The organism is Allopusillimonas ginsengisoli (genome assembly GCF_004153455.1).
In the GTDB taxonomy this organism is placed as follows: Bacteria; Pseudomonadota; Gammaproteobacteria; order Burkholderiales; family Burkholderiaceae_B; genus Allopusillimonas; species Allopusillimonas ginsengisoli.
Window position 1 is genome coordinate 266114 of record NZ_SDQE01000003.1, and the last position, 21954, is coordinate 288067.

Sequence of the window (21954 nt, forward strand, 5' to 3'; positions counted from 1 at the left end):
GTTTCATAACATGGCTGAACGCGAATCGATGGAATATGACGTCGTCGTGGTTGGAGGCGGGCCAGCGGGCCTGGCTGCAGCGATACGGCTCAAGCAGCTTGCCGCAAAGCGTGAACAGGAACTCAGCGTCTGCGTTCTGGAAAAAGGCGCCGAAATAGGCGCCCACATTCTTTCTGGCGCGGTGATGGACACGCGCGCGCTGACAGAGCTGATCCCAGACTGGAAAGAAAAAGGCGCGCCACTGGAAACTGCCGTCACGGAAGACAAATTTCTCTTTCTCACCGAAAAGGGCGCCCGCGCCACCCCAAACTGGCTGTTGCCTGCCTGCTTCCAGAACCACGGCAACTACATCGTCCGCCTCGGCTATGTCGTGCGATGGCTCGGCGAACAGGCCGAAGCCCTGGGCGTTGATATCTTTCCCGGCTTTGCCGCAGTTGAAGTGCTGTATACGGACGATGGCGCCGTCAAGGGCGTGGCAACCGGCGACATGGGCGTTGCGCGCGACGGCAGCCACACAGAGCATTACCAGCCCGGCATGGAGCTTCATGCCCGCTACACGATATTCTCCGAAGGCTCCCGCGGACAACTGGGGCGTCAGTTAATCGAGCGCTACAAGCTGGACGCCGACTGTGACCCGCAAAGCTACGGCATAGGCATCAAGGAGCTCTGGGAGGTCGACCCCTCCCAGTCCCAGCCTGGCTTGGTCGTCCACACCGCCGGGTGGCCGCTGGACGCCGACACCTACGGCGGTTCTTTTCTTTATCACCTTCAAGACAATCTCGTGATGGTAGGCCTGGTGGTGGGGCTGGACTACGCCAACCCCTGGCTTTCCCCCTTTGATGAGTTCCAGCGCTACAAGACTCACCCCGCCATTCGCCCCACCTTTGAAGGCGGCAAGCGCATCGCCTACGGCGCGCGTTCGCTCACGGCAGGCGGCCTGCTGTCCCTGCCCAAACTCGCCTTCCCGGGCGGCGTCATGGTCGGTTGCGAAGCGGGTTTCCTGAACGCTTCGCGCATCAAGGGCAGCCATTCAGCCATTAAAACGGGCGCGCTGGCCGCCGAGGCCGCCTTCGATGCCCTGGTCGCAGGCCGCAGCCATGATGAACTCACCGCCTACCCTGAGGCATTCAAATCGTCCTGGCTGTACGTAGAACTGAACAAATCCCGTAATTTCAAGCAATGGTTCAAAAAAGGCCGAACCATCGCCACACTGATGACTGGCATCGAGCAGTGGCTGCTCAAAGGCAACATACCGTGGACCTTGCGCCACAGCAAGCCGGATCACGCCTGTCTACAGCCGGCTTCTGAATGTACACGCATTGAGTACCCCAAGCCGGACGGCAAACTCACCTTCGACCGGCTCAGTTCTGTATTCATCTCGAACACCAATCACGAAGAAAACGAGCCGGTGCACCTGACGCTCAAAGACGCTTCCGTGCCGGTTGACATCAATCTGGCCAAATACGCGGGCCCCGAATCCCGCTACTGCCCGGCGGGCGTCTACGAATTTGTCAAGACCGAAGACGGCAAGGATCGCCTGCAGATCAATGCCCAGAATTGCGTGCACTGTAAAACCTGTGACATCAAGGACCCCACGCAGAACATCGTGTGGGTGGCTCCACAAGGCGGCGAAGGGCCTGTCTACAACGGCCTGTAGGCGCCCGCAGCGAGGGATCGCCATCGTTCGGCTGCGCGCAACACGCGCGCAGCCTCACATCCGCCTAAAATGGCCACATTGCCATTGAACGATGAGGCCATGTCACGGTTTTCGTTTCTCCTGCGCCTTCCCGTCATTGTCGGTCTGGCCCATCTCTATGTCGCCCTCAGGCTTGTGCCGGCTGCGCCGACGCTCGCCAGCCGTTGGGTCGTGGCGGCCGCTATCCTGCTCATCTATCTGCTCATCATGGGTGGATTCCACACTCGCCGCGCAGTGGGCCGCACTCGCGGCGACCTGATGGCTTGGGCGGGCTTCCTGGCCCTGGGGTTCTTCGCGTGGCTGTTCGTGTTGTGCTTGCTGCGCGAACTGTTTCTCGCCGCCATCGCCGTCGCGCAGCTATCGGGTCTTGCCGAACTGGCGCAGGCCAGCAGCAGGGAGCTTGCCTCTGACCCTGTCAATGCCGCATCACTGCCCGCCTTGCTGCGGACGGGTATGGTCCACATGTTCAACAGCTCAGCCACCCTCAGCGCGATTGCCGTCATCATGCTCGCCCTGGCCGCCGTGCTGCTTGGCCTGTTCAACAGCCGGCGCACCGCAGAAGTCGTACGCGTGGATGTTCCGCTGGCCGGATTGCCACCCCAATTTGATGGCTATACGATCGCACAATTAAGCGACGTGCATGTAGGGCCGACAATCAAGCGGGGCTATGTACAGGCGATCGTCGACAGAACAAATGCGCTGCAGGCAGACGCCATCGTCCTCACAGGCGATCTCATTGATGGCAGCGTCGAGCGCCTCTGGGACGACGTGACGCCGCTGGGGCAACTCAAGGCTCGCGATGGCGTGTTTGCCGTGACTGGCAATCATGAGTATTACTCTGGCGCCCAGCTCTGGGTAGACGCCTTCCGGCGCCTGGGCATGACAGTGCTGATGAACGAACATCGTGTCATCGCACGCGGGGAGGCAACCCTGCTGATGGCAGGCGTTACTGACTACGGTGCCGGCGCCTTTGACCGCAATCAGGCCAGCGACCCCGCCGCAGCACTGGGCGGCGCCTCCACCGACACAGGCACGCGCATACTGCTTGCCCACCAACCCCGCAGCGCGCCGGCCGCCGCCGCAGCCGGTTTCGATTTGCAGCTATCCGGCCATACCCACGGCGGCCAGTTCTGGCCCTGGAAGTATTTTGTTCCAATCCAGCAACCTTTTGTCGCAGGGCTGCACCGTCAGGGCAAGATGATGGTCTACGTCAGCCGCGGCACCGGCTATTGGGGGCCGCCCATGCGTATCGGCGCACGTTCGGAAATCACACTGCTGCAACTGCGATGCGCATGACGGCCTGTCTGCGCCCGCCCTCCCCGCTCAGATGGCTCCCAAAACACGCTGGTTAATCCCTAATTACCCCGTTAGAGGATTTTGTTCTAATTGGATGCTATTTGTTTATAAAGTTACAAAATCAACTGGAGGTATCAATGCGCGCTTTCAAATGGGTGGCTGCGACCGCGCTCGCCGTCGCAACCGTAATTTCAGCGCCGGTCTCGGCCAAACAACAATTCATCAACATTCTCACCGGAGGCCAGAGTGGTGTGTACTACCCACTCGGCGTGGCCCTCTCGCAGGTATACGCCAAGCATATTCCCGACGTCAAAGCGACAGCGCAAGTCACGAAGGCTTCGGCGGAGAACATGAATCTGTTGCAGGCGGGCCGCGGCGAACTGGCCCTGGCGCTGGCCGATACGGTGTCTGATGCGTGGAATGGCTCAGTCGAAGCAGGCTTTCCCAAGAAACTCGATAAACTGCGCGGACTGTCCGGCACTTATAACAACTATGTACAGATTGTCGCCAGTGCGGATTCCGGCATCAAGTCACTGGACGACCTGAAAGGCAAGCGCATCTCGGTCGGCGCCGCGCGTTCGGGCACTGAGCTGAATGCCCGGGCCATTTTCAAGGCCGCCGGCATCTCCTATGATGACCTGGCCAAGGTCGAATACCTGCCTTTTGGCGAATCCGTCGAACTCATGAAGAACCGCCAGTTGGACGCCACGCTGCAATCGGCCGGGCTGGGCGTCTCCTCTATTCGTGACCTTGCAACGTCAGTTCCCATTACCGTCATCTCGGTGCCTGCCGATGTGATCGCCAAGATCGGCGATGCGGCCTATCAACCCGCCGTCATACCCGCCAACACCTACGATGGCCAAGACGCCGATGTGCCGACCGCCGCAATCCCGAACTTCCTGGTCACGCAGTCCGATGTTCCGGACGATCTGGCTTATCAGATGACCAAGGTGCTATATGAAAACCTCGACACCCTGTATGCGGCGCACAATGCGGCCAAGGCAATCAAACTAGAGAATGCCGTCAAGGGCATGCCCGTTCCTCTGCACCCGGGTGCGGAACGCTATTACCGCGAAGTCGGCATCATCAAGTAAGTCTGAGGCACAGCCCCCAATGAGCACACATGCAAATCAGCCCGAGGCGCTGCCTCGGGCCGTACTCTGGATCGCGGTCGTTTTTTCCTCCTTCCAGATCTACACGGCGGCGTTCAGCCCGCTTTCCAGCCAGGTGGTGCGCGCTATTCACGTCGGTTTCGTACTGCTCATGATTTTTGCGCTGACCTCCCGCGGCGGCACCCTTCGCCGCAACCTGGGCTGGCTCCTTGGGCTGACCGGATTTGCATTCAGCTTTTATCACTGGTTTTTTGAGTCGGACCTCACTGCTCGCGCCGGGCAAATGACCGATGCGGACATGGTGATAGGCATCGTCACATTGTTGCTTGTGTTTGAAGCCGCTCGCCGCATGATGGGCTGGGCCCTGCCCGTCATATGCGGCGTGTTCCTGGCCTACGGCCTGTTCGGCGAATTTCTGCCTGGCGCATTGGCGCATCGCGGCTATGGGTTTGATCAGATCATCAGTACGATGAGCTTTGGCACCGAGGGCATCTACGGCACGCCGACCTATGTGTCATCCACGTATATTTTCCTGTTTATTCTTTTTGGGGCCTTCCTCGAGCAAGCCGGAATGATAGGCCTGTTCAATGATTTTGCCATGGGTACGGTCGGCCATACTCGCGGCGGTCCCGCCAAAGTGGCGGTGATCAGCTCCGGGCTAATGGGTACCATCAATGGATCCGGCGTAGCCAATGTCGTCACCACAGGCCAGTTCACCATTCCGTTAATGAAACGATTTGGCTATTCATCGGCCTTTGCCGGCGGCGTGGAGGCAACCTCCAGCATGGGTGGCCAGATCATGCCACCTGTCATGGGCGCGGTCGCCTTTATCATGGCCGAAACGCTGAACGTTCCCTATATTGAAGTCTGCAAAGCAGCCATCATTCCCGCCTTGCTGTATTTCACCACCGCGTTCTGGACGGTGCACCTGGAAGCCGGCCGCAAAAACCTGATGGGGCTGGCCAAGAAAGACTGCCCCAACCCGTGGACGGCAGTCCGTTTACGCTGGTACCTGCTGCTCCCGCTGATTGGTCTGGTGACACTGCTGTTCTCAGGCTATACACCGCTGTTTTCTGGCACGGTTGGCCTGGGGCTGACCGTAATCCTGATCTTCGGCGCAGCGCTCATGTCCAATGTCAGCCACACGGCCCTGCGGTATCTGTTCTGGCTTTTGCTGGCCTTTGCCTGCGCCGGTTTTATCGAGTTTGGCGTCATCACGTTTTTCGTCATCACAGCCGTGCTGATCGCCGCGCTGCGCCTGTTGCGGACAGGCCGTGATGCGCGAGCGCTAGCCTTTCAGGCACTGGCGGACGGCGCCCGGCATGCCTTGCCCGTCGCCATTGCCTGCGCGCTCGTGGGCGTTATCATCGGCATCATCAATCTGACCGGTGTCGCCGCTGAGCTCGGCGGCTACATTATTGCGATCGGACAGGACAATCTGTTCCTTGCCCTGTTCCTGACTATGATCACCTGCCTGCTGCTGGGCATGGGCATCCCGACCATACCCAACTACATCATCACCAGTTCCCTGGCCGCGCCCATCCTGCTCAAGCTGGGCGTACCGCTCATCGTTTCGCACATGTTCGTGTTTTATTTCGGCATCATGGCCGATCTCACCCCGCCAGTCGCGCTTGCGGCGTTTGCTGCAGCGCCGATCGCACGGGAAGACGGCCTCAAGATCAGTATCCAGGCCTTGCGCGTGGCGGTGGCAGGGTTTGTTGTGCCCTACATGGCGGTGTACTCGCCAGCGCTGATGCTGCAAAGTGGCGATGTGCTGGACGTGGTGTACGTTGTCCTCAAGGCCCTGCTTGCCGTCGGATTGTGGGCCGCAGGCGTGACTGGCTTTCTCATCGGGCCTATGAGCTGGTTTGGGCGCCTGCTGGCGGTGGCTGCAGCCGCCCTGCTGATTACCGCTGCGCCCTTGACCGACGAGGTGGGTTTTGTGATCTGCGCAATGGTGATTGCCTGGCATGTCTGGCGTACACGCAGCATCAACCGAACCAGATCGGCCGCATGAGCGTGACCGCGCCTGTTTTCGGGGTATGCCTGGCTCTTGCCGCCGCCCCGCAGGTGCCACCTAGATTCGTGCCCGTACACCAGTTCACCCTGGCTTGGACGCACTCAATAGAAAAAGTCAGATGGGAAGAAGACTACCGTGTGCTGCCGCCGACGATTCCGGGCGGCAGTCCTACCCTGGTGGCAGGCAAAGCCCGAATCAGAGGATCGGGCGCCGGCATGGAGCCCCCGCCTGACGCAGTATTTCATGATGACTGGTACGAATATCAGCCTGAACGAGAGCCTCCACCCACGCTCAGGCTCACCCGCTCCATCTATACGGCTGATTTTGATTGGTGCATGAAAGGCACTTGCCTACCCATGTCAGCCATCATGCCCACTGACGGTGACATCACGCTGCTATACCCATGCAGCGCCCCATCCTGACCGCTGATACCGGCTTCGTTGCCAAACCCGGCCTGCGGAAACCAGGCGACCGGGCAGCAAATCCATAGCCGAGGATAAGGTTATGATGCACAAAACGACGCCCCGGGCCTGGCAATTACCAGCGAACGGGGCGTCGTTTTGTCATGGGACAGGCAGGCGGCCCCCAGGGACCGCCTGAGGCCTATCAACCTTCGCTGGCTGCCGCAGGACCTTGTGGTCCGCCCTGGGCTTCGATGCCGCCGATGGCTTTCATGGAAAGGCGCAGACGGCCTTTGTCGTCGGCCTCGATGACCTTGATGCGCACAACCTGGCCTACCTTGAGCACATCATTGATGTTGGCGATGCGATAGTTGGCAATCTCGGAGATATGCAGCAAGCCATCACGGCCAGGCAGGACCTGGACGATAGCGCCAAAATCCAGCAAGCGCAGAACCGGACCCTCGTACTCCTGGCCGACTTCGACATCTGCCGTGAGTTCCTTGATGCGGCGTTCCGCTTCGCGGGCCTTGTCGAGATCGGCACTGGAGATGGTGATGACACCATCGTCGCCGATATCGATCTGTGTGCCGGTTTCTTCGGTCAGTGCACGAATGGTTGCGCCACCCTTGCCGATGACATCACGGATTTTTTCGGGATTGATCTTGATGCTGAGCATGCGAGGCGCGAACTCGGACAGCTCGTTGCGCGAACCGTCCAGGGCTTCTTTCATCTTGCCCAATATGTGCAGGCGGCCTTCCTTGGCCTGGGCCAATGCAACCTGCATGATTTCCTTGGTGATGCCCTGGATCTTGATATCCATCTGCAAGGCAGTGATGCCCTGAATCGTGCCGGCTACCTTGAAGTCCATATCGCCGAGATGGTCCTCATCGCCCAGGATGTCCGTGAGCACGGCGAACTTGCCACCGTCCTTGATCAGACCCATGGCGACGCCGGCAACGTGATCCTTGATCGGTACACCGGCATCCATCATTGCAAGCGAACCACCGCACACGGACGCCATCGAGGACGAACCGTTGGATTCGGTGATCTCGGACACGATGCGAATGGTGTACTGGAAATCTTGCTGCTCGGGCAGCATGGAAATCAGTGCGCGCTTGGCCAGGCGGCCATGACCGATTTCGCGGCGCTTGGGGGCGCCGAAGCGGCCGGTTTCACCGGTGGCGAAGGGAGGCATGTTGTAGTGCATCATGAAGCGATCGCGGTGTTCGCCCATGATCGAGTCGATGATCTGTTCGTCTTGCTTGGTACCCAGGGTGGCAACCACCAGCGCCTGCGTTTCGCCACGCGTGAACAGCGCACTGCCGTGGGCCCGGGGCAACACGCCCAGACGAACGCTGATGGGGCGCACCGTGCGCGTATCGCGGCCGTCGATACGCGGCTCGCCGTTCAGGATCTGGCCACGCACGATTTGGGCCTCGAGATCGAACAGCATGTTGTCCACTTCGACGTTATCGGGTGCGGATTCGCCCTTGGCGGCCGCATGCTCGGCCAGGCGCGCTTTGACGCTGGCATAGACTTCGCGCAACTTGGCGGTGCGCGCCTGCTTTTCGCGAATCTGGTAGGCCTCTTGCAGGCTCTGCTGCGCGGCAGAAGTCACTGCCGTGGTGAGCGGCACGTTCTTGGCGGCGGGCTGCCAGTCCCATTCAGGCTTGCCGGCTTCGGCGACCAGGTCGTGAATGGCATTGATGGCGGCTTGCAGTTGCTCGTGACCGAACACGACTCCACCCAGCATGACGTCTTCGGACAGTTGCTTGGCTTCGGACTCGACCATCAGCACGGCAGCCTCGGTACCCGCCACAACCAGATCCATATCGGAGGACTTGAGCTGCGTGGAGGTAGGATTGAGCACGTATTGGCCATCAATGTATCCAACGCGTGCGGCGCCGATGGGGCCGTTGAACGGAATGCCCGAAATGGCCAGCGCGGCCGATGCGCCAATCATGGCGGCGATGTCGGGATCGACTTCGGGATTGACGGAAACGGTGTGGATGATGACCTGGACGTCGTTGTAAAAGCCTTCTGGGAACAGCGGGCGCAGCGGGCGGTCGATCAGGCGGCAGGTAAGGATTTCTTTTTCGGACGGCTTGCCTTCACGCTTGAAGAAACCGCCAGGAATACGCCCGGCGGCGTAGGTTTTTTCAACGTAGTCGACAGTAAGCGGGAAAAAATCCTGGCCCGGCTTGGGCGTTTTGGCCGCCACAACCGTTGCCAATATGACGGTATCGTCAATCGAAACCAGTACGGCGCCCGAGGCTTGGCGAGCAATCTCGCCGGTTTCCAGAACTACCGTGTGCTGACCGTACTGAAACGATTTGCTCACTTTATTAAACATTAGGGGATATCCTTACAATAAAAAAACCGTGTACACCGCGAGATTGGTCGCAGTGTGCACGGTTCCAACGCGGGGAGCCAGCCCCGGGTATCACTTACGCAGACCGAGCTTTTCGATGAGCGAACGGTACGAATCGGGATTGCGGCCCTTCAGGTAGTCGAGCAGTTTACGGCGACGGCTGACCATGCGCAGCAGGCCACGACGCGAGTGGTGGTCTTTCATGTGCGCCTTGAAGTGGCCAGTGAGCTCGTTGATGCGAGCCGTGAGCAACGCAACCTGGACTTCGGGAGAACCGGTATCGCCTTGGGCGCGTTGAAACTGCGCGACGATGTCAGACTTTTTGATGTCAGCAACAGACATTATTTTTAAACCTCTTTGACAAGCGACAGAGCCGAGGTGCCCTGACGTGGAGTGATTAACAAACTACAATTCATGAATGGTTTCTTCGAAAGCGGGCGTAAGCACCAAGGCGCGCCTGAGCTGCGAGGAAGTCAGCATTATACCGGAAAGACAGCTTTCCCGTATGCCTCGCAGCGCAAATATCGGGATGCCTGCCGTCTTGCCCCACCCTCATTGCAGGGTTGTCCGCTAGCGCTTGATCCGTCAAGCATGGAGCACATGATGAAAACGCACCGTCTTTACCGTTACCTTCGGCTGGCAGCGTGTGCTGCGGCGCTGGGCTTGCTGGGCGCCTGTGCCAATATGGCGGAAGTGCCGCCGGGTTCGGCGCTGTCAGCCGTAGAGGCAAAATGGGGGCAGCCCAACTTTGCCTGCGATGGGCCCGACGGCACGCGGCGCCTGGTCTGGACGCAGCAGCCCCTGGGGCAATATGCCTGGGGAACCAATGTAGACGCCGCCGGCAATATCGATCGCATCGAGCCCTTGCTCACGGATCAGCACTTCGAGAAACTGCGCACCGGCACGTGGACACAGGACCAGGTGCGCTGCGAATTCGGCCCCCCTGCAGAACGCAGCACAGTGGGGCTGCCCTCCAACACCCAGTTGGTATGGAGCTACCGCTACAGGCAATCAGGCGCCTGGAATTCGCTGATGTACGTGTACTTTGGCACCGATGGTCAACACGTTACACGCTTTCACCCGGGCCCCGATCTGTTGTTTGATCGCAACGACTTCTGGCTAATGTAAGCAGGGGCAGGCTTGAACCTGCCCACGCGTCAGGGCTTGTTGTCGCCGGGCGTGCCGGGCCTTGCGGTTGAATCAGTATCCGTACCGGGCCCAGCCTCCGGATTCGTCGGCGGCGTACCGAGCGGGTCAACGTGTCCGGCCAGGCCGGGAGACTGAAACGCGCGCGCATCGTCCATGGTGGGCTCCGTCGGATTTTCGGTCGCCTCGGCCATGCCTTGCCGCTGCCGGGTAAGCTCGCGCGCCCGACGCCAACGCCAGGCCATAATCACCCAGCCGGACAGGCCATAGATGACGAACAGGGCAAACAATACGATGGGTGGGTCGCTGGAAACAAAGATAAACGCGGCCACGACCACCAGAATGACCCAAAACGGCACACTGCGGCCAAGCGCAAAGGTCTTGCCGCTGTAGAAGGGCGCGTTGGACACCATGCAGACACCGGCATAGACCGTGAAGCAGAAGGCGATCCATGAAATGGTGCGTGGATCAAACAGCAACTTGTTGTCCACCGCAAGCCAGAGGAATCCCGCCACCAGCGCAGCGGCCGCAGGGCTGGGCAGCCCCTGAAAGAAGCGTTTGTCGACCACGCCAATATTGGTATTGAAACGCGCCAGCCGCAATGCTGCGCCCACAACGTAGACAAAGGCCGCGAGCCAGCCCCAGCGGCCAAGATCCTGCAATGCCCAAACGTACATGACCAGGGCCGGCGCAATCCCGAAGGAGGTCATGTCGGACATGGAGTCGTACTGTTCGCCAAAAGCGGATTGGGTATTGGTCAGGCGGGCAACCCGCCCATCCATGCCATCAAACACCATGGCAAGAAAGATGGCGATGGCAGCGACTTCGAAGCGGCCGTTCATTGCCTGCACGACGGCATAGAAGCCCGCGAAGAGATTGGCGGTGGTAAAGGCGTTGGGTAGCAGATAGATGCTGCGCCGGCGCCGGGTTTCGTCTGAGGACAGGCTGTCTGGCATAGGTTTACTCGTTAGGACCCGCGTCGAGAGGCAAAAGCTCGGCCAGAACCGTGCTGGTGGCCTGAACCTTGTCGCCTATCGCGACGCGCGGCCGTGATCCCAAAGGCAGGTACACGTCTACACGCGACCCGAAACGTATGAACCCGTAACGCTGTCCAGCATACAACTGATCGCCGGGCTTGGCATAGCAAAGTATGCGTTTGGCCACCAGCCCCGCCACCTGCACGGAGGTGACGACATGGCCCTGCGCAGTATGCAGAATCATGGCATTGCGTTCGTTTTCGAGCGAGGCCTTGTCCAGGGACGCGTTGAAAAACTGCCCCGCGAAATAGTTGATGGCCTGTACCGAGCCTTTGACCGGAGCGCGATTCGAATGCACATTGAACACATTCATGAACACACTGATCTTGATGGCGTCGCGCTCGGCGTAAGGATCGCGTACTTCTTCTACCGCAACGATGCGGCCATCGGCAGGTGACAGCACAATCCGCTCGCCGTCTGGCGCGCTACGCACCGGATCACGGAAAAACTGCAGAACAAAGATGGAAAGCAGCCAGAATGGTATGGACGCGAGCCCGGACCAGAAGCTGACAAGTATGGACACCAGGACAATGCCGGCCACAAAAGGCCAGCCTTCGCGGGCGATAATAGGGTGAGGATAAGAAGGTATATTCATCGTAAGACGAAGGATAACCGAAATAAAACGACCATCAGAACAAAAAGCGGCCCATTCAGCCAAATACCACCAGCGGCTTGCCGGCATGATACGGGTGTGGCATGACATGCACGTCCATACCGTACACCTGCCTCAGATTGGCTGGCGTCAGGGCCTTGTCGGGTGCATCGCAGGCAAATATCGTGCCGTCGGCAAGCAGAGCGATGCGGTCGCTCCAGAGCGCGGCCAGGTTGATATCATGCAGAATCAGCAGCACACCGATGCGCTCGAGGCGAGCCAGTTCGCTCACGGCCTTCAGCAAACCTTGCTGGTGCAGCGGATCAAGGCTGGCGGTGGGTTCGTCCAGCAACAGATAGCGGCCGTGCGGATCCTCGCTGCGCCCGGCGAGCACCTGCAGCATTACCCGGGCAAAATGCACCCGTTGCTGCTCGCCGCCGGACAACTCCAGATAGCGCCGATTCGCGAGATAAGCAACATCGGCTCTGGCCAGCGCCTGTTCGACCAGCGCATCGACCTGTATCGTGGCAAGCTCCGGGAAGGGATAGGCGCCCATAGCCACGACTTCGGCAACCTCAAGATCGAAGGCCAGGCCCGACCGTTGGGGCAGCATGGCTCGCGTGCGTGCCTGCTCCCCCGCACGCAATGCCTGCAGCCGCTTTCCATTGAGAAAGGGCTGCCCTCCTTCTGCGCCCTGCGGCAACCTGATTTCGCCAGCCAGCACTGACAGCAAGGTGGACTTGCCGGCGCCATTGGCGCCCAGCAGCGTGAGCAGTTCTCCGGGCTTGAGCACCAGCGAGGTGTTTTGCAGCACCATACGCTGGCCGCGCATGACATGGGCACCCAGGATCCCGATTGCATCACCGTCAGGCAAGTCCATAGACATCCTATACCGCCGCGCGGCCGCGCATCAGCAGCCAAAAGAAAAACGGACCGCCCACCAAACTGGTGACCAGGCCGATAGGCAGCTCAGCCGGGCTCACCAGCAACCGCGCGAGCCAGTCGGCCAGCGTCAGTACCAGCGCGCCACCAAGCACAGACGACGGCAGCAGAAACCGATGATGGGCCCCAAGCAACATGCGCATTAAATGCGGGACGACCAGACCAATGAAGCCGATGCCACCCGTTACCGCGACCAGCGGCCCTATGATGAGCGCAATCACGATGATCAGGCGACGCCGCACGAACCTCAGTTCGAACCCCAGGTGCGCAGCCTCGCGCTCGCCCAACAGCAAAGCATTGAGCACGCGCCACTGGCTGCAAAGATATGCCAGGAGCAACAGGGTCCACGGGCCTGTCCAGGCCAGCGTGCGCCAATCTGCGCCAGCCAGGCTACCCAGGCTCCAGAAGGTGAGATCGCGCAGTTGGGCATCGTTGGCCATATAGGTAAAAATGCCGATGCCGCTGGCGCACACGGTGTTGATGGCGATGCCAGCAAGCAGGATCCCGGCAACACCGGTATAGCGCCGACCTATCGCATAGGCGAGAAAGGTGGCCAGCAGGCTGCCTGCAAAAGCGGCGGCCGCGATTAGCAGAAATCCCCCCGATGCCATGACGATGGCTGACACCGCACCGAGGGCTGCGCCCGACGAAATACCGACCAGGCCGGGCTCGGCCAGCGGGTTGCGGAACAGCGCCTGGATCGCCGCGCCGGTAAGCGCCAGCGCAGCACCTGTAATTGAACTGAACAACACCCGTGGCAAACGAATATCGAGCAATACATTATGCAAAAGCTCGTCGCCCGGCAGCAAAGGCCCCAGGAGCAGTCGTGGAAAATCGAACCATGAAATCTGCACGGCGCCGCTGGCGCTGGCCGCCAGCATGGCCAGCAGCAAGCAGACAGCGAGCGCCAGCAGAACGGGTTGAGGTGGCAGCTTGCGCGAACCTGCGAACATAAGCCAGGCCGCTAACGGGCCGCATCCTTGAGTTGGGTGATGGCTTGCGCAACCCTGGGACCCATGCCGAGGATGAGCAAGTCATCCATGACGGCGATCCGCCCCTTGTGCGCCGCGGGTGTATTGGCCACGCCGGGCCTGTCCTTGAATGCTTCCAGCCCACCGCTTGCCTGCAGGGAGGTTGTGGTGATGACAATGAGATCAGGCTGCAAGGTAGCGAGACCTTCTGTGGAGACAGGCGTGTAACCTTTCTGAGCCGCAAGCGCGTTTTCGAGGCCGGCCAGCCGCAATACCGCATCTGCGGCAGTGTGTCCGCCCGCCCCCATGAAGGAGCCGGTACGGTTGACAAGCACGACCGTGCGCAGGGGAGGTGTTCGGCGGGCCTGCGCCTTGGCGATGTCGTCGCGCACACCGGCAATCAGGTTCTGGCCCTGCTGGGATACTTGCAGCGTATTGGCGATCTGCGCGATGCGCTCGAACAGGGAATCAAGCGTAGGGCCATCGGATACCGCCTGGACAGGAATGCCCAGTTGCGCAAGGCGCTCGATGGTCTTGGGCGGGCCGGCGTTTTCGGAGGCCAGGACGAGATCGGGCTTCATGGAGACGACGCCTTCGAGCGGCACGCTGCGGTAATAGCCGACGCGAGGTAGCTTTTGCGCGTTCTCGGGATAGAGACTGGACTCATCATCGGCCACGAGCACATCGCCTTGCCCCAAGGCATAGACGATTTCGGTGACGCTGCCACCCAGCGATACAACACGCTCGGGTGCGGCCCGAGCCGCACCCGAAAGCAGAACGATGCTGAGCGCTACCAGCAAACAACGCATATTCACGCCGCCAAGGGTTGCTGACAATAGCCGCAAAGCAGTTCGCGCCAGCTTGAGAGTTCGGGAATGCCTGGCTTGCGCGCGCCAAAGAACTGGGCGATGAGGTCGCCCTGATCGGTATAGCATTCGAGCGATGTGACCCAGCCATCTGCCGTGGGCTTGTTGACAATCCAGGTGGAGGCAATGGTGGTGGTGTTCAGGTGCAGGTTGAAATGAGGCTCGAGCACATTGAACCATGGGCCGGTGCGCATGACCTTTTTGATGGGGCCGGAGTGAATCTGGATCATGCCGTGGTTTCCGACAAAGCACATGAAGGAAATATCGCGCTCGGCGACTGCCTGCAGCATGCGCTCGGCCAGATCGTTGGATACTTCCTGGGCGAGATCCGGCCCCACGGCGCGCAGGGCTGTCATGCGGGAAACCTTGTGCCGTTGCAGCAGATTATGGAATTCGTGCGTATCCTGCATGGCCAGCCAATCAGTGCGCAGGCTGGGCGTGGCCTCGCCGTTCTGGTTTTCGGCAGGCGCGGTGGCGGGTTCGATGACTGGCCACTGCGGATCGTGGCTGGTGAATTTTTGAACAAGGGCATCATAGGCAGCGGCATCGGTTTCGTCTGTGACGTAAACCTTGTGGATGGCGACCCCTGCCTTGTCGAAGAATTGAATGCTGCGCCGGCCGCCATCGTTGACAGCCCAGGACGTTGCCCAGGGCCCGAAAAACACGCGCAGATCGATATCCGGACCAAGCACAATGCCCATGGACTTGCCGGCGCGGATGTCTTCGTACTTGCCATGGCGCTCGTGCACGCACCAGTCGTTGCGGGTAAGTGCCATGACGCGCCCCAGGGCGCCCAGCTCCTTGAATATATCCTGCGCGGGCGACGTGAGCTGTATGGACGTGAGATCGCCACATTGCGCAGCGACCAATTCGACTTCCGACACCTGCAACTGTTCCGCCAGCGTGCGGATGCGCGCCTTGGGATCGGCTGCCTTTGCCTGCGCATAGCGCTCACGCAAGGGCTGTGCACGTTGTTCGATGGGTGTGGTCATGTTGGATTCCTTCTGCATAGTCATATTCTATAGTGCCAAGCACATACATTGATAATAAGAGCTATTCTCGATTGGATCAATACTGGTAGTAAAGGCTGACTCTTACGCTGCGGCCGGGTTCGGTATAGCTGTCGATCGGCCCATCGCCGCGCCCGCCTGGCCGCGGGACGTTCAGCGCGTTCCAGTAAGTTTTGTCGAAGACGTTGTAGACGCCAGCCTGCACACGCAAGCCCTTGATGGCTTGCGGCTTCCACCACGCACTCAGATCGAGCAGCCCGTAGCCAGGCGCCTCGAAATCGGAATCGGGCGCGCCGGGTGCGGCTTCGGGGGCAGGATATTCGACCTGGGTACGACGCGCGGCAAGCGTGGCGATGGCTTCGGCGCCCCATTGCTCCTGGCGGTAGCCTAAAGCAAGCAGTGCCTTGAGCGGCGCAACGGAGTTGAGATAGCGCCCGGTGTCCTGATCGCGGCCATGCGCCCAGGCCACCGAACCCCAGGTGTACCAGTTACTGTTTATGTTCCAGTGGGCGCTGGCTTCGGCGCCGTATATGCGAACGCGATCCCGGTTGACAAACCCCGACACACCCATGGGATATAGCGTGCTCCAGGCAGGGTTCCATTGCGGAGAGTCTGGTGTCAGGGTGACGTCTTCATCGATGAAGTTGCGGTACCGGTTATCGAAAAAGCTGACACGACCGCCAAGATCGGCATTGCCAATATCGGCGCCCAACTCCCAGCCCCGGCTGACCTCAGCGTCGAGATTGGGGTTGCCTACACGAAGATAAGTACCTGGTGCGCCGTAGTTCATGTAAAGCTCGGTGGCATTGGGCGCACGGTAGCCGTAGCCGTACTTCGCATACACAGACAGATTCTGGCCGGGTCGAAAGGTGGCAAGCAGCGAAGGCGACACGCGCTGACCGCTTGCAGACGGCGGCGAGGTAACAGAAGCGTTGGGATTTTCTGCGTAGCTGCCGCCGGATTCGGGTTTGTATCGGTAGCTGTCGAAGCGCAGCGCGGGCGTGAGGGCATACCGGCCGTCATGCCAGGAAAGCTTGTCCTGCGCCCAGAACGACCAGACATCGCCCTTGGCTTCTGGCATATCGGACTGGTTGGTATGCAGTAAGTCGCAATTGCGAGGCCCCAACGCGTTCTGCAGGGATTCGGGCCAGGGCGGAAGGCCGGCCGGGCAGTTGTCGTAGCCGCTGGAGTTTTGCTTTACCCGTGTGCCATACCATTCGCCGCCGACTGCCCAATGGTGAGCCAGCGCCCCCGTGCTCCAGTAACCGCTCCAGTCAGTGGACAGGCCGTAGCCTGACTCCTGCATGGTGTTGTCGCGCCCATAAGGGCCGTAGGGGTAGCCCAGGCCATAGATCTGGCCAACGGGAAAGCCAGGACCAAAGGATATATTGCCGCGCCCATCCATATTGCGTATCGCCGACTGACCACCCAGCAGCTTGCTGCGCTGCCAATACAGCCTGACCGCTCCGGCATCAACCGGAGCCCGTTCTTGCGCGGCGTTGAAATCGTAGCTCAGAAGCACGCGTTCACGGGTAAGCGCCTCTCTGCTTTGGTTATTGCCGATATCGTAGGTGGCATTACCTTGCTCGAGCCGATTGTCGATGTCGGCCGTGCGATGGAAGCGCTCGCCGCTTACGCCGATACGGTGCTCCGGATTGATGGCGTGCTGCAGCTTGAGCATGACGTTGCGCTGCGTGTAGGACTCTGGATTGCCTTTGTCGCGCGTGTAGCCATAACCGCCCTGCTCGCCCTGATTGTCGCGCTCGTGCCCCTTGCGCTGACCAAGCTGCAGCAGCCAGCTGGTATCGCCCTGCCCCAGGCGACCTGCCAGCGCGGCATCGGCCCCCCAGCTGTCGTCTGCGCTGTCGTAACCGCTCTTGAGCAAAGCGCCGAAGTGTTTGTCTGTGCCCAGCAGATCGTCGGGCGATAGCGTGTGCAGATCGACATAGCCGACCAATGAACCCGATTGCGGGGCGCCCGTCCCGCGCACAAGGTCGATGCTGGACAGAGTGTTGAAATCAATGGTGTTGATGCCGCCTTTTACACCCCGTGCACCATCGTTGAGCCAGGGGATGCGGACGCCATCGACACGCGTGACGACGCGATCCTGATCCATGCCGCGAATATTGATACTGTTGTTGCGTTGATTGACATTGACGCCTGGCTCGCCCCGCTTGCTGAAATCATCCCAGCTCTCGATGGAGCGCTCGACCAGTGTTTCGCGAAAAGTGGTTGATGCGCCTTCGGGAAGTTCGGACTCGATTCGCTCGCCCTGTACGCGCACGGCAGACAGGGCGTGAATATTGCCCGCCTCTGCAAGCTGTGGCGCGTTGGCCTCGATAATTGCGCTGGTTTGTTGCTGACTGACGGCAGGCAGAGCAACCATTGCCAGGCATATCCCACCCCACCAAACCTGTGATCTTGTAGTCATCGCGAGTATCTACTTTGAATCAGTATGAAAACATTAATACGCAATGATAACCATTACTATTTATATTATCAATTACAAATTTATGTTACCCCTCTCGCGAGCCTTGCATTACACACGGTTCAGGTTACCCGGCGTACCGATAGGCACAGGCTCCGTTGCGGCAGCCCAAAACGAATTGTGCGCACGGCCTCTTGCGAGGCGCGTGCGCACAATCACTGCATACATAGAAATGACATGGCCCTGCCCTGTCGCAGCCAAGGCCATAGGCCGGTTCCCTCAGGAAACCGGCAATGCCGGATCAGTTCTTGCTTTGGTCTACCAGCTTGTTGGCAGCGATCCAGGGCATCATGGCGCGCAGCTTGCCGCCCACCTGCTCGATCTGCGATTCTGCATTGATGCGGCGACGAGACACCAGTGTCGGCGCACCCGCGGCGTTTTCCAGAATGAAGTTCTTGGCGTAGGCGCCAGTCTGGATATCGGCCAGGCACTTACGCATGGCTGCACGGGTTTCGTCGGTGACGATCTTGGGCCCGGTTTCGTATTCGCCGTACTCCGCATTGTTGGAAATGGAGTAGTTCATGTTGGCGATGCCGCCTTCGTAGATCAGGTCGACGATCAGCTTGAGCTCGTGCAGGCACTCGAAATAAGCCATTTCTGGCGCGTAGCCGGCTTCGACCAGCGTTTCGAAGCCCGCCTTGATCAGCTCAACCGTACCGCCGCACAGAACTGCCTGCTCGCCGAACAGGTCGGTTTCGGTTTCTTCGCGGAAGTTGGTTTCGATGATGCCGGCGCGGCCACTGCCGATGGCGCATGCATAGGACAACGCGATGTCGCGCGCAGCGCCGGATTTGTCCTGGTGCACGGCAACCAGCGAGGGCACGCCGCCGCCCTGGCTGTAGGTGCCGCGAACAGTGTGGCCAGGCGCCTTTGGCGCAACCATGATGACATCGATATCGGCGCGAGGCTGAACCTGGCCGTAGTGGACGTTGAAACCGTGCGCAAATGCCAGCGCAGCGCCGGCCTTGATGTTGTCGGCAACCTGGTTGCGATAGACCTCGGCAATGTTTTCGTCTGGCAGAAGAATCATGACCAGGTCGGCGCCCTTGACAGCGTCGGCGACTTCCTTGACCTGAAGGCCGGCGTTTTCGGCCTTGCTCCAGGACGCGCCGCCCTTGCGCAGGCCGACCACGACATTGACACCTGACTCGTGCAGGTTCAGTGCGTGGGCATGGCCTTGCGAGCCATAGCCGATGATCGCCACGGTTTTGCCCTTGATCAGGGACAGGTCACAATCTTTGTCGTAAAACACTTTCATTTAGCTTGCTCCAATGCTTGAGGATTTTGTAGCTTGTTCGATTTGATACTGCATGTGGGCGCCATGCGCCCTGCTTTATGCCGGTGAGCTAGAGTTTGAGCACACGTTCGCCGCGACCCACGCCGGAAACACCGGTACGCACGGTTTCCAGGATGGCACTGCGGTCGAGCGCGCCGATAAAGGCCTCGATTTTACCCTGATCGCCGGTAAGCTCTATGGTGTAGGCCTTGTCAGTCACGTCGATGATGCGCCCGCGGAAAATATCCGCCATGCGTTTCATTTCTTCGCGCTCTTTGCCGACGGCTCTTACTTTGATCAGCATGAGCTCGCGTTCAATGTGCGGCCCTTCGGACAAATCAACCACCTTGACGACGTCGATGAGACGGTTCAGATGCTTGGTGATCTGCTCGATGATCTCGTCGGAGCCTACCGAGACGATAGTCATGCGCGAGAGCGTGGCGTCTTCGGTGGGCGCCACCGTCAAGGTTTCAATGTTGTAGCCGCGCGCCGAAAACAGGCCAACCACGCGGGACAGTGCGCCGGGTTCGTTTTCCAGAAGAATGGAAATCACGTGTTTCATTGTGCTCTCCTTACAGGTCTTCGGAACCGAGCAGCATTTCAGTCAGGCCCTTGCCGGCCTTGACCATGGGCCAGACGTTTTCGGTCTGGTCTGTGATGAAGTCGAGAAACACCAGGCGTTTCTTGTGCTTGGTGAATGCTTCGCGAATGGCGGGCTCGACATCGGCTGGTTTCTCGATGCGCAGGCCCACATGACCATAACTCTCGGCCAGCTTGACGAAATCCGGCAGCGCGTCGACATAGGACTCTGAATAGCGCGAGCCGTAATCGATCTGCTGCCACTGGCGCACCATCCCCAAATAGCGGTTGTTCAGGCACAGAATCTTGGGGGTGAGCCTGTACTGGCTGCAGGTGGAGAGCTCCTGGATATTCATCTGTATGGACGCTTCGCCCGTGATGACGGCAATGTCGCTGTCCGGGTTGGCCATCTGCACACCCATGGCGTAGGGCAGGCCAACGCCCATGGTGCCCAGGCCGCCGGAATTGATCCAGCGGCGCGGCTTGTTGAAGCCATAGTATTGCGCTGCCCACATCTGGTGCTGGCCCACATCGGATGTCACAAAAGCATTGCCGCCCGTGACTTCCCACAGCTTTTCAACAACGAACTGCGGCTTGATGACCGAATCTGAACTGGCATAATCGAGACACTTGCGGCCCCGCCACGTGTTGATCTGCTCCCACCACTTGGCCAGTTGGGCTGTATTTGCCGGCGTTTCGGCCACCGCCTGGGTGTAGAGCGTGATCATGTCCTGGAGTACATCCTTGACATTGCCCACGATGGGAACATCCACGCGCACACGCTTTGAAATCGACGAGGGGTCGATATCCACATGCACGATTTTGCGTGGGGTTTGCGAGAAGTGCTTGGGGTTGCCAATCACGCGGTCGTCGAAGCGAGCGCCCACGGCAATGAGCACATCGCAGTTCTGCATGGCCAGATTGGCTTCGTAGGTGCCGTGCATGCCTGGCATGCCAACGAATTTGTCTTCGCCAGCTGGATAGCCGCCCAAGCCCATGAGCGTCGTGGTGCACGGGGCGCCCGTCAGCTCCACAAGTGCGTGCAGTTCGGCCGAGGCGTCTGACAGCACCACCCCGCCCCCAGCATAAATCATGGGGCGTTCGGCCGTGGCCAGCATCTGCACCGCTTTTTTGATCTGCCCCTGATGGCCCTTGGCCACCGGCGCGTAGGATCGCATGCGGACTTCGCCACGCCGCGCAGTGTATTTGCAGGTGGCGACTGTGATGTCTTTGGGAATGTCGACCAGCACTGGCCCAGGGCGGCCCGTGCGTGCGATGTAGAAGGCACGGCGCATGGTTTCGGCCAGTTCCTTGACATCGCGCACCAGGAAGTTGTGCTTGACACAGGGCCGCGTGATGCCAACCGTGTCGCACTCCTGGAAAGCATCTTCGCCGATGGCATGGGTTGGAACCTGGCCACTGATAATGACCATGGGGATCGAATCCATGTAGGCGGTTGCGATGCCGGTGACCGCGTTGGTCAGGCCGGGGCCGCTGGTGACCAGCGCCACGCCGATTTTGTCTGAAGATCGGGAGTAAGCATCGGCAGCGTGCACGGCGGCTTGCTCGTGACGCACCAGTATGTGCTTGAAAGCGTCCTGCTTGTAGATTGCGTCGTAGATGTAGAGTACAGCGCCGCCCGGATAGCCAAAGACATGATCTACGCCTTCTTCGGCAAGGCAACGCACGACGATATCGGCGCCATTGAGTTCCATTTTGGTTTTCCTTTCGTAACCAGTACATTTGCCCCGACTGGCCGTTGTGGCCTGAGCTTGAACCAGTTGCGTCAACATGATCTGGCGCTTTGTGACTCACGGAGCCACGCCACCCAGACACCTTGCCGAACCGCCCCGCACTCATCGAAACAAAGCACGAGCGCCCTTTACGGACGCGGGAGGTAGAAACGGAAGCTGAGGCAACACACGCTTGTGACGCGGCCAGCAGCAGGTATTACAGGCGCAAAAAACCGGGCGGATAGCCCGGGCAACAGAGCCTTGGACAGATTTATTCGGGATATTTGAACAAACCGAGTCAGTAATGTACCGCTTTGCCCGGCCGCAGGCAAGCGAGGCGGGGCGCGAGGGATGGCGGCGGCCGGCGTTAATGGACAGCGATGTGGCCAGGAAGACACACAGAGGCTGGCCGGATCAG

The 21954-nt window shown here is 59.8% G+C and carries 18 protein-coding genes; 6 read left to right on the forward strand and 12 right to left on the reverse strand.

Annotated features, from left to right (window positions below; genetic code table 11):
- The first annotated feature begins 10 nt into the window (after positions 1-10).
- From ERE07_RS09315 to ERE07_RS09335, 5 genes are all read left to right on the forward strand, one after another.
- A complete protein-coding gene (locus ERE07_RS09315) occupies positions 11-1657 on the forward strand; it encodes an electron transfer flavoprotein-ubiquinone oxidoreductase (RefSeq protein ID WP_167670797.1) in 1647 nt (548 codons plus the stop codon).
- 99 nt (positions 1658-1756) lie between these two features.
- On the forward strand, positions 1757-2992 hold the full coding sequence (locus tag ERE07_RS09320; protein ID WP_130008540.1) for a metallophosphoesterase: 1236 nt from the start codon (positions 1757-1759) through the stop codon (positions 2990-2992).
- Positions 2993-3129: 137 nt separating this feature from the next.
- The gene (locus tag ERE07_RS09325) at positions 3130-4086 is read left to right on the forward strand and encodes a TAXI family TRAP transporter solute-binding subunit (RefSeq protein ID WP_130008541.1); all 957 of its coding nucleotides are present in this window, start codon (positions 3130-3132) and stop codon (positions 4084-4086) included.
- Between the two features lie 19 nt (positions 4087-4105).
- Positions 4106-6121 (forward strand): TRAP transporter permease, encoded by a 2016-nt coding sequence (locus tag ERE07_RS09330; RefSeq protein ID WP_130008542.1) that lies wholly within the window; start codon positions 4106-4108, stop codon positions 6119-6121.
- Positions 6118-6546, forward strand: a complete 429-nt coding sequence (locus tag ERE07_RS09335; protein ID WP_130008543.1) for a DUF1850 domain-containing protein — start codon at positions 6118-6120, stop codon at positions 6544-6546. The genes ERE07_RS09330 and ERE07_RS09335 overlap by 4 nt, the downstream gene beginning before the upstream one ends.
- Before the next feature lie 184 nt (positions 6547-6730).
- Here the strand turns inward: ERE07_RS09335 and pnp are convergent, their stop codons facing one another.
- Together pnp and rpsO are read right to left on the reverse strand one after the other, a co-directional pair.
- Positions 6731-8878 (reverse strand): polyribonucleotide nucleotidyltransferase, encoded by a 2148-nt coding sequence (gene pnp, locus ERE07_RS09340; RefSeq protein WP_130008544.1) that lies wholly within the window; start codon positions 8876-8878, stop codon positions 6731-6733.
- Positions 8879-8968: 90 nt separating this feature from the next.
- Positions 8969-9238, reverse strand: coding sequence for a 30S ribosomal protein S15 (gene rpsO / locus ERE07_RS09345; protein ID WP_130008545.1), 270 nt, complete (start codon positions 9236-9238; stop codon positions 8969-8971).
- Positions 9239-9496: 258 nt separating this feature from the next.
- Between rpsO and ERE07_RS09350 the strand changes: the two genes are divergently transcribed.
- Entirely contained in the window at positions 9497-10024 is a 528-nt protein-coding gene (locus ERE07_RS09350) for a hypothetical protein (protein ID WP_425330966.1), read from the forward strand.
- Between the two features lie 29 nt (positions 10025-10053).
- On the opposite strand, the gene pssA is transcribed toward ERE07_RS09350, so the two are convergent.
- The 10 genes from pssA to ERE07_RS09400 form a co-directional block, all read right to left on the reverse strand.
- Positions 10054-10998 (reverse strand): CDP-diacylglycerol--serine O-phosphatidyltransferase, encoded by a 945-nt coding sequence (gene pssA / locus ERE07_RS09355; protein WP_130008546.1) that lies wholly within the window; start codon positions 10996-10998, stop codon positions 10054-10056.
- A gap of 4 nt (positions 10999-11002) precedes the next feature.
- Entirely contained in the window at positions 11003-11674 is a 672-nt protein-coding gene (locus ERE07_RS09360; RefSeq protein ID WP_130008547.1) for a phosphatidylserine decarboxylase, read from the reverse strand.
- Between the two features lie 55 nt (positions 11675-11729).
- The gene (locus ERE07_RS09365) at positions 11730-12551 is read right to left on the reverse strand and encodes a heme ABC transporter ATP-binding protein (protein WP_425330967.1); all 822 of its coding nucleotides are present in this window, start codon (positions 12549-12551) and stop codon (positions 11730-11732) included.
- Positions 12552-12558: 7 nt separating this feature from the next.
- Entirely contained in the window at positions 12559-13566 is a 1008-nt protein-coding gene (locus ERE07_RS09370; RefSeq protein ID WP_130008548.1) for a FecCD family ABC transporter permease, read from the reverse strand.
- Positions 13567-13577: 11 nt separating this feature from the next.
- Positions 13578-14393, reverse strand: coding sequence for a heme/hemin ABC transporter substrate-binding protein (locus ERE07_RS09375; protein WP_130008549.1), 816 nt, complete (start codon positions 14391-14393; stop codon positions 13578-13580).
- 2 nt (positions 14394-14395) lie between these two features.
- Complete coding sequence (locus ERE07_RS09380) at positions 14396-15442, reverse strand: hemin-degrading factor (RefSeq protein ID WP_130008550.1); 1047 nt, start codon at positions 15440-15442, stop codon at positions 14396-14398.
- 76 nt (positions 15443-15518) lie between these two features.
- The gene (locus ERE07_RS09385) at positions 15519-17891 is read right to left on the reverse strand and encodes a TonB-dependent hemoglobin/transferrin/lactoferrin family receptor (protein WP_130008551.1); all 2373 of its coding nucleotides are present in this window, start codon (positions 17889-17891) and stop codon (positions 15519-15521) included.
- A gap of 298 nt (positions 17892-18189) precedes the next feature.
- Positions 18190-19206, reverse strand: coding sequence for a ketol-acid reductoisomerase (gene ilvC, locus ERE07_RS09390; protein ID WP_130008552.1), 1017 nt, complete (start codon positions 19204-19206; stop codon positions 18190-18192).
- A gap of 88 nt (positions 19207-19294) precedes the next feature.
- Entirely contained in the window at positions 19295-19786 is a 492-nt protein-coding gene (ilvN, locus tag ERE07_RS09395; protein ID WP_130008553.1) for an acetolactate synthase small subunit, read from the reverse strand.
- Positions 19787-19796: 10 nt separating this feature from the next.
- Positions 19797-21596 (reverse strand): acetolactate synthase 3 catalytic subunit, encoded by a 1800-nt coding sequence (locus ERE07_RS09400; protein WP_280634365.1) that lies wholly within the window; start codon positions 21594-21596, stop codon positions 19797-19799.
- Positions 21597-21954: the final 358 nt, after the last annotated feature.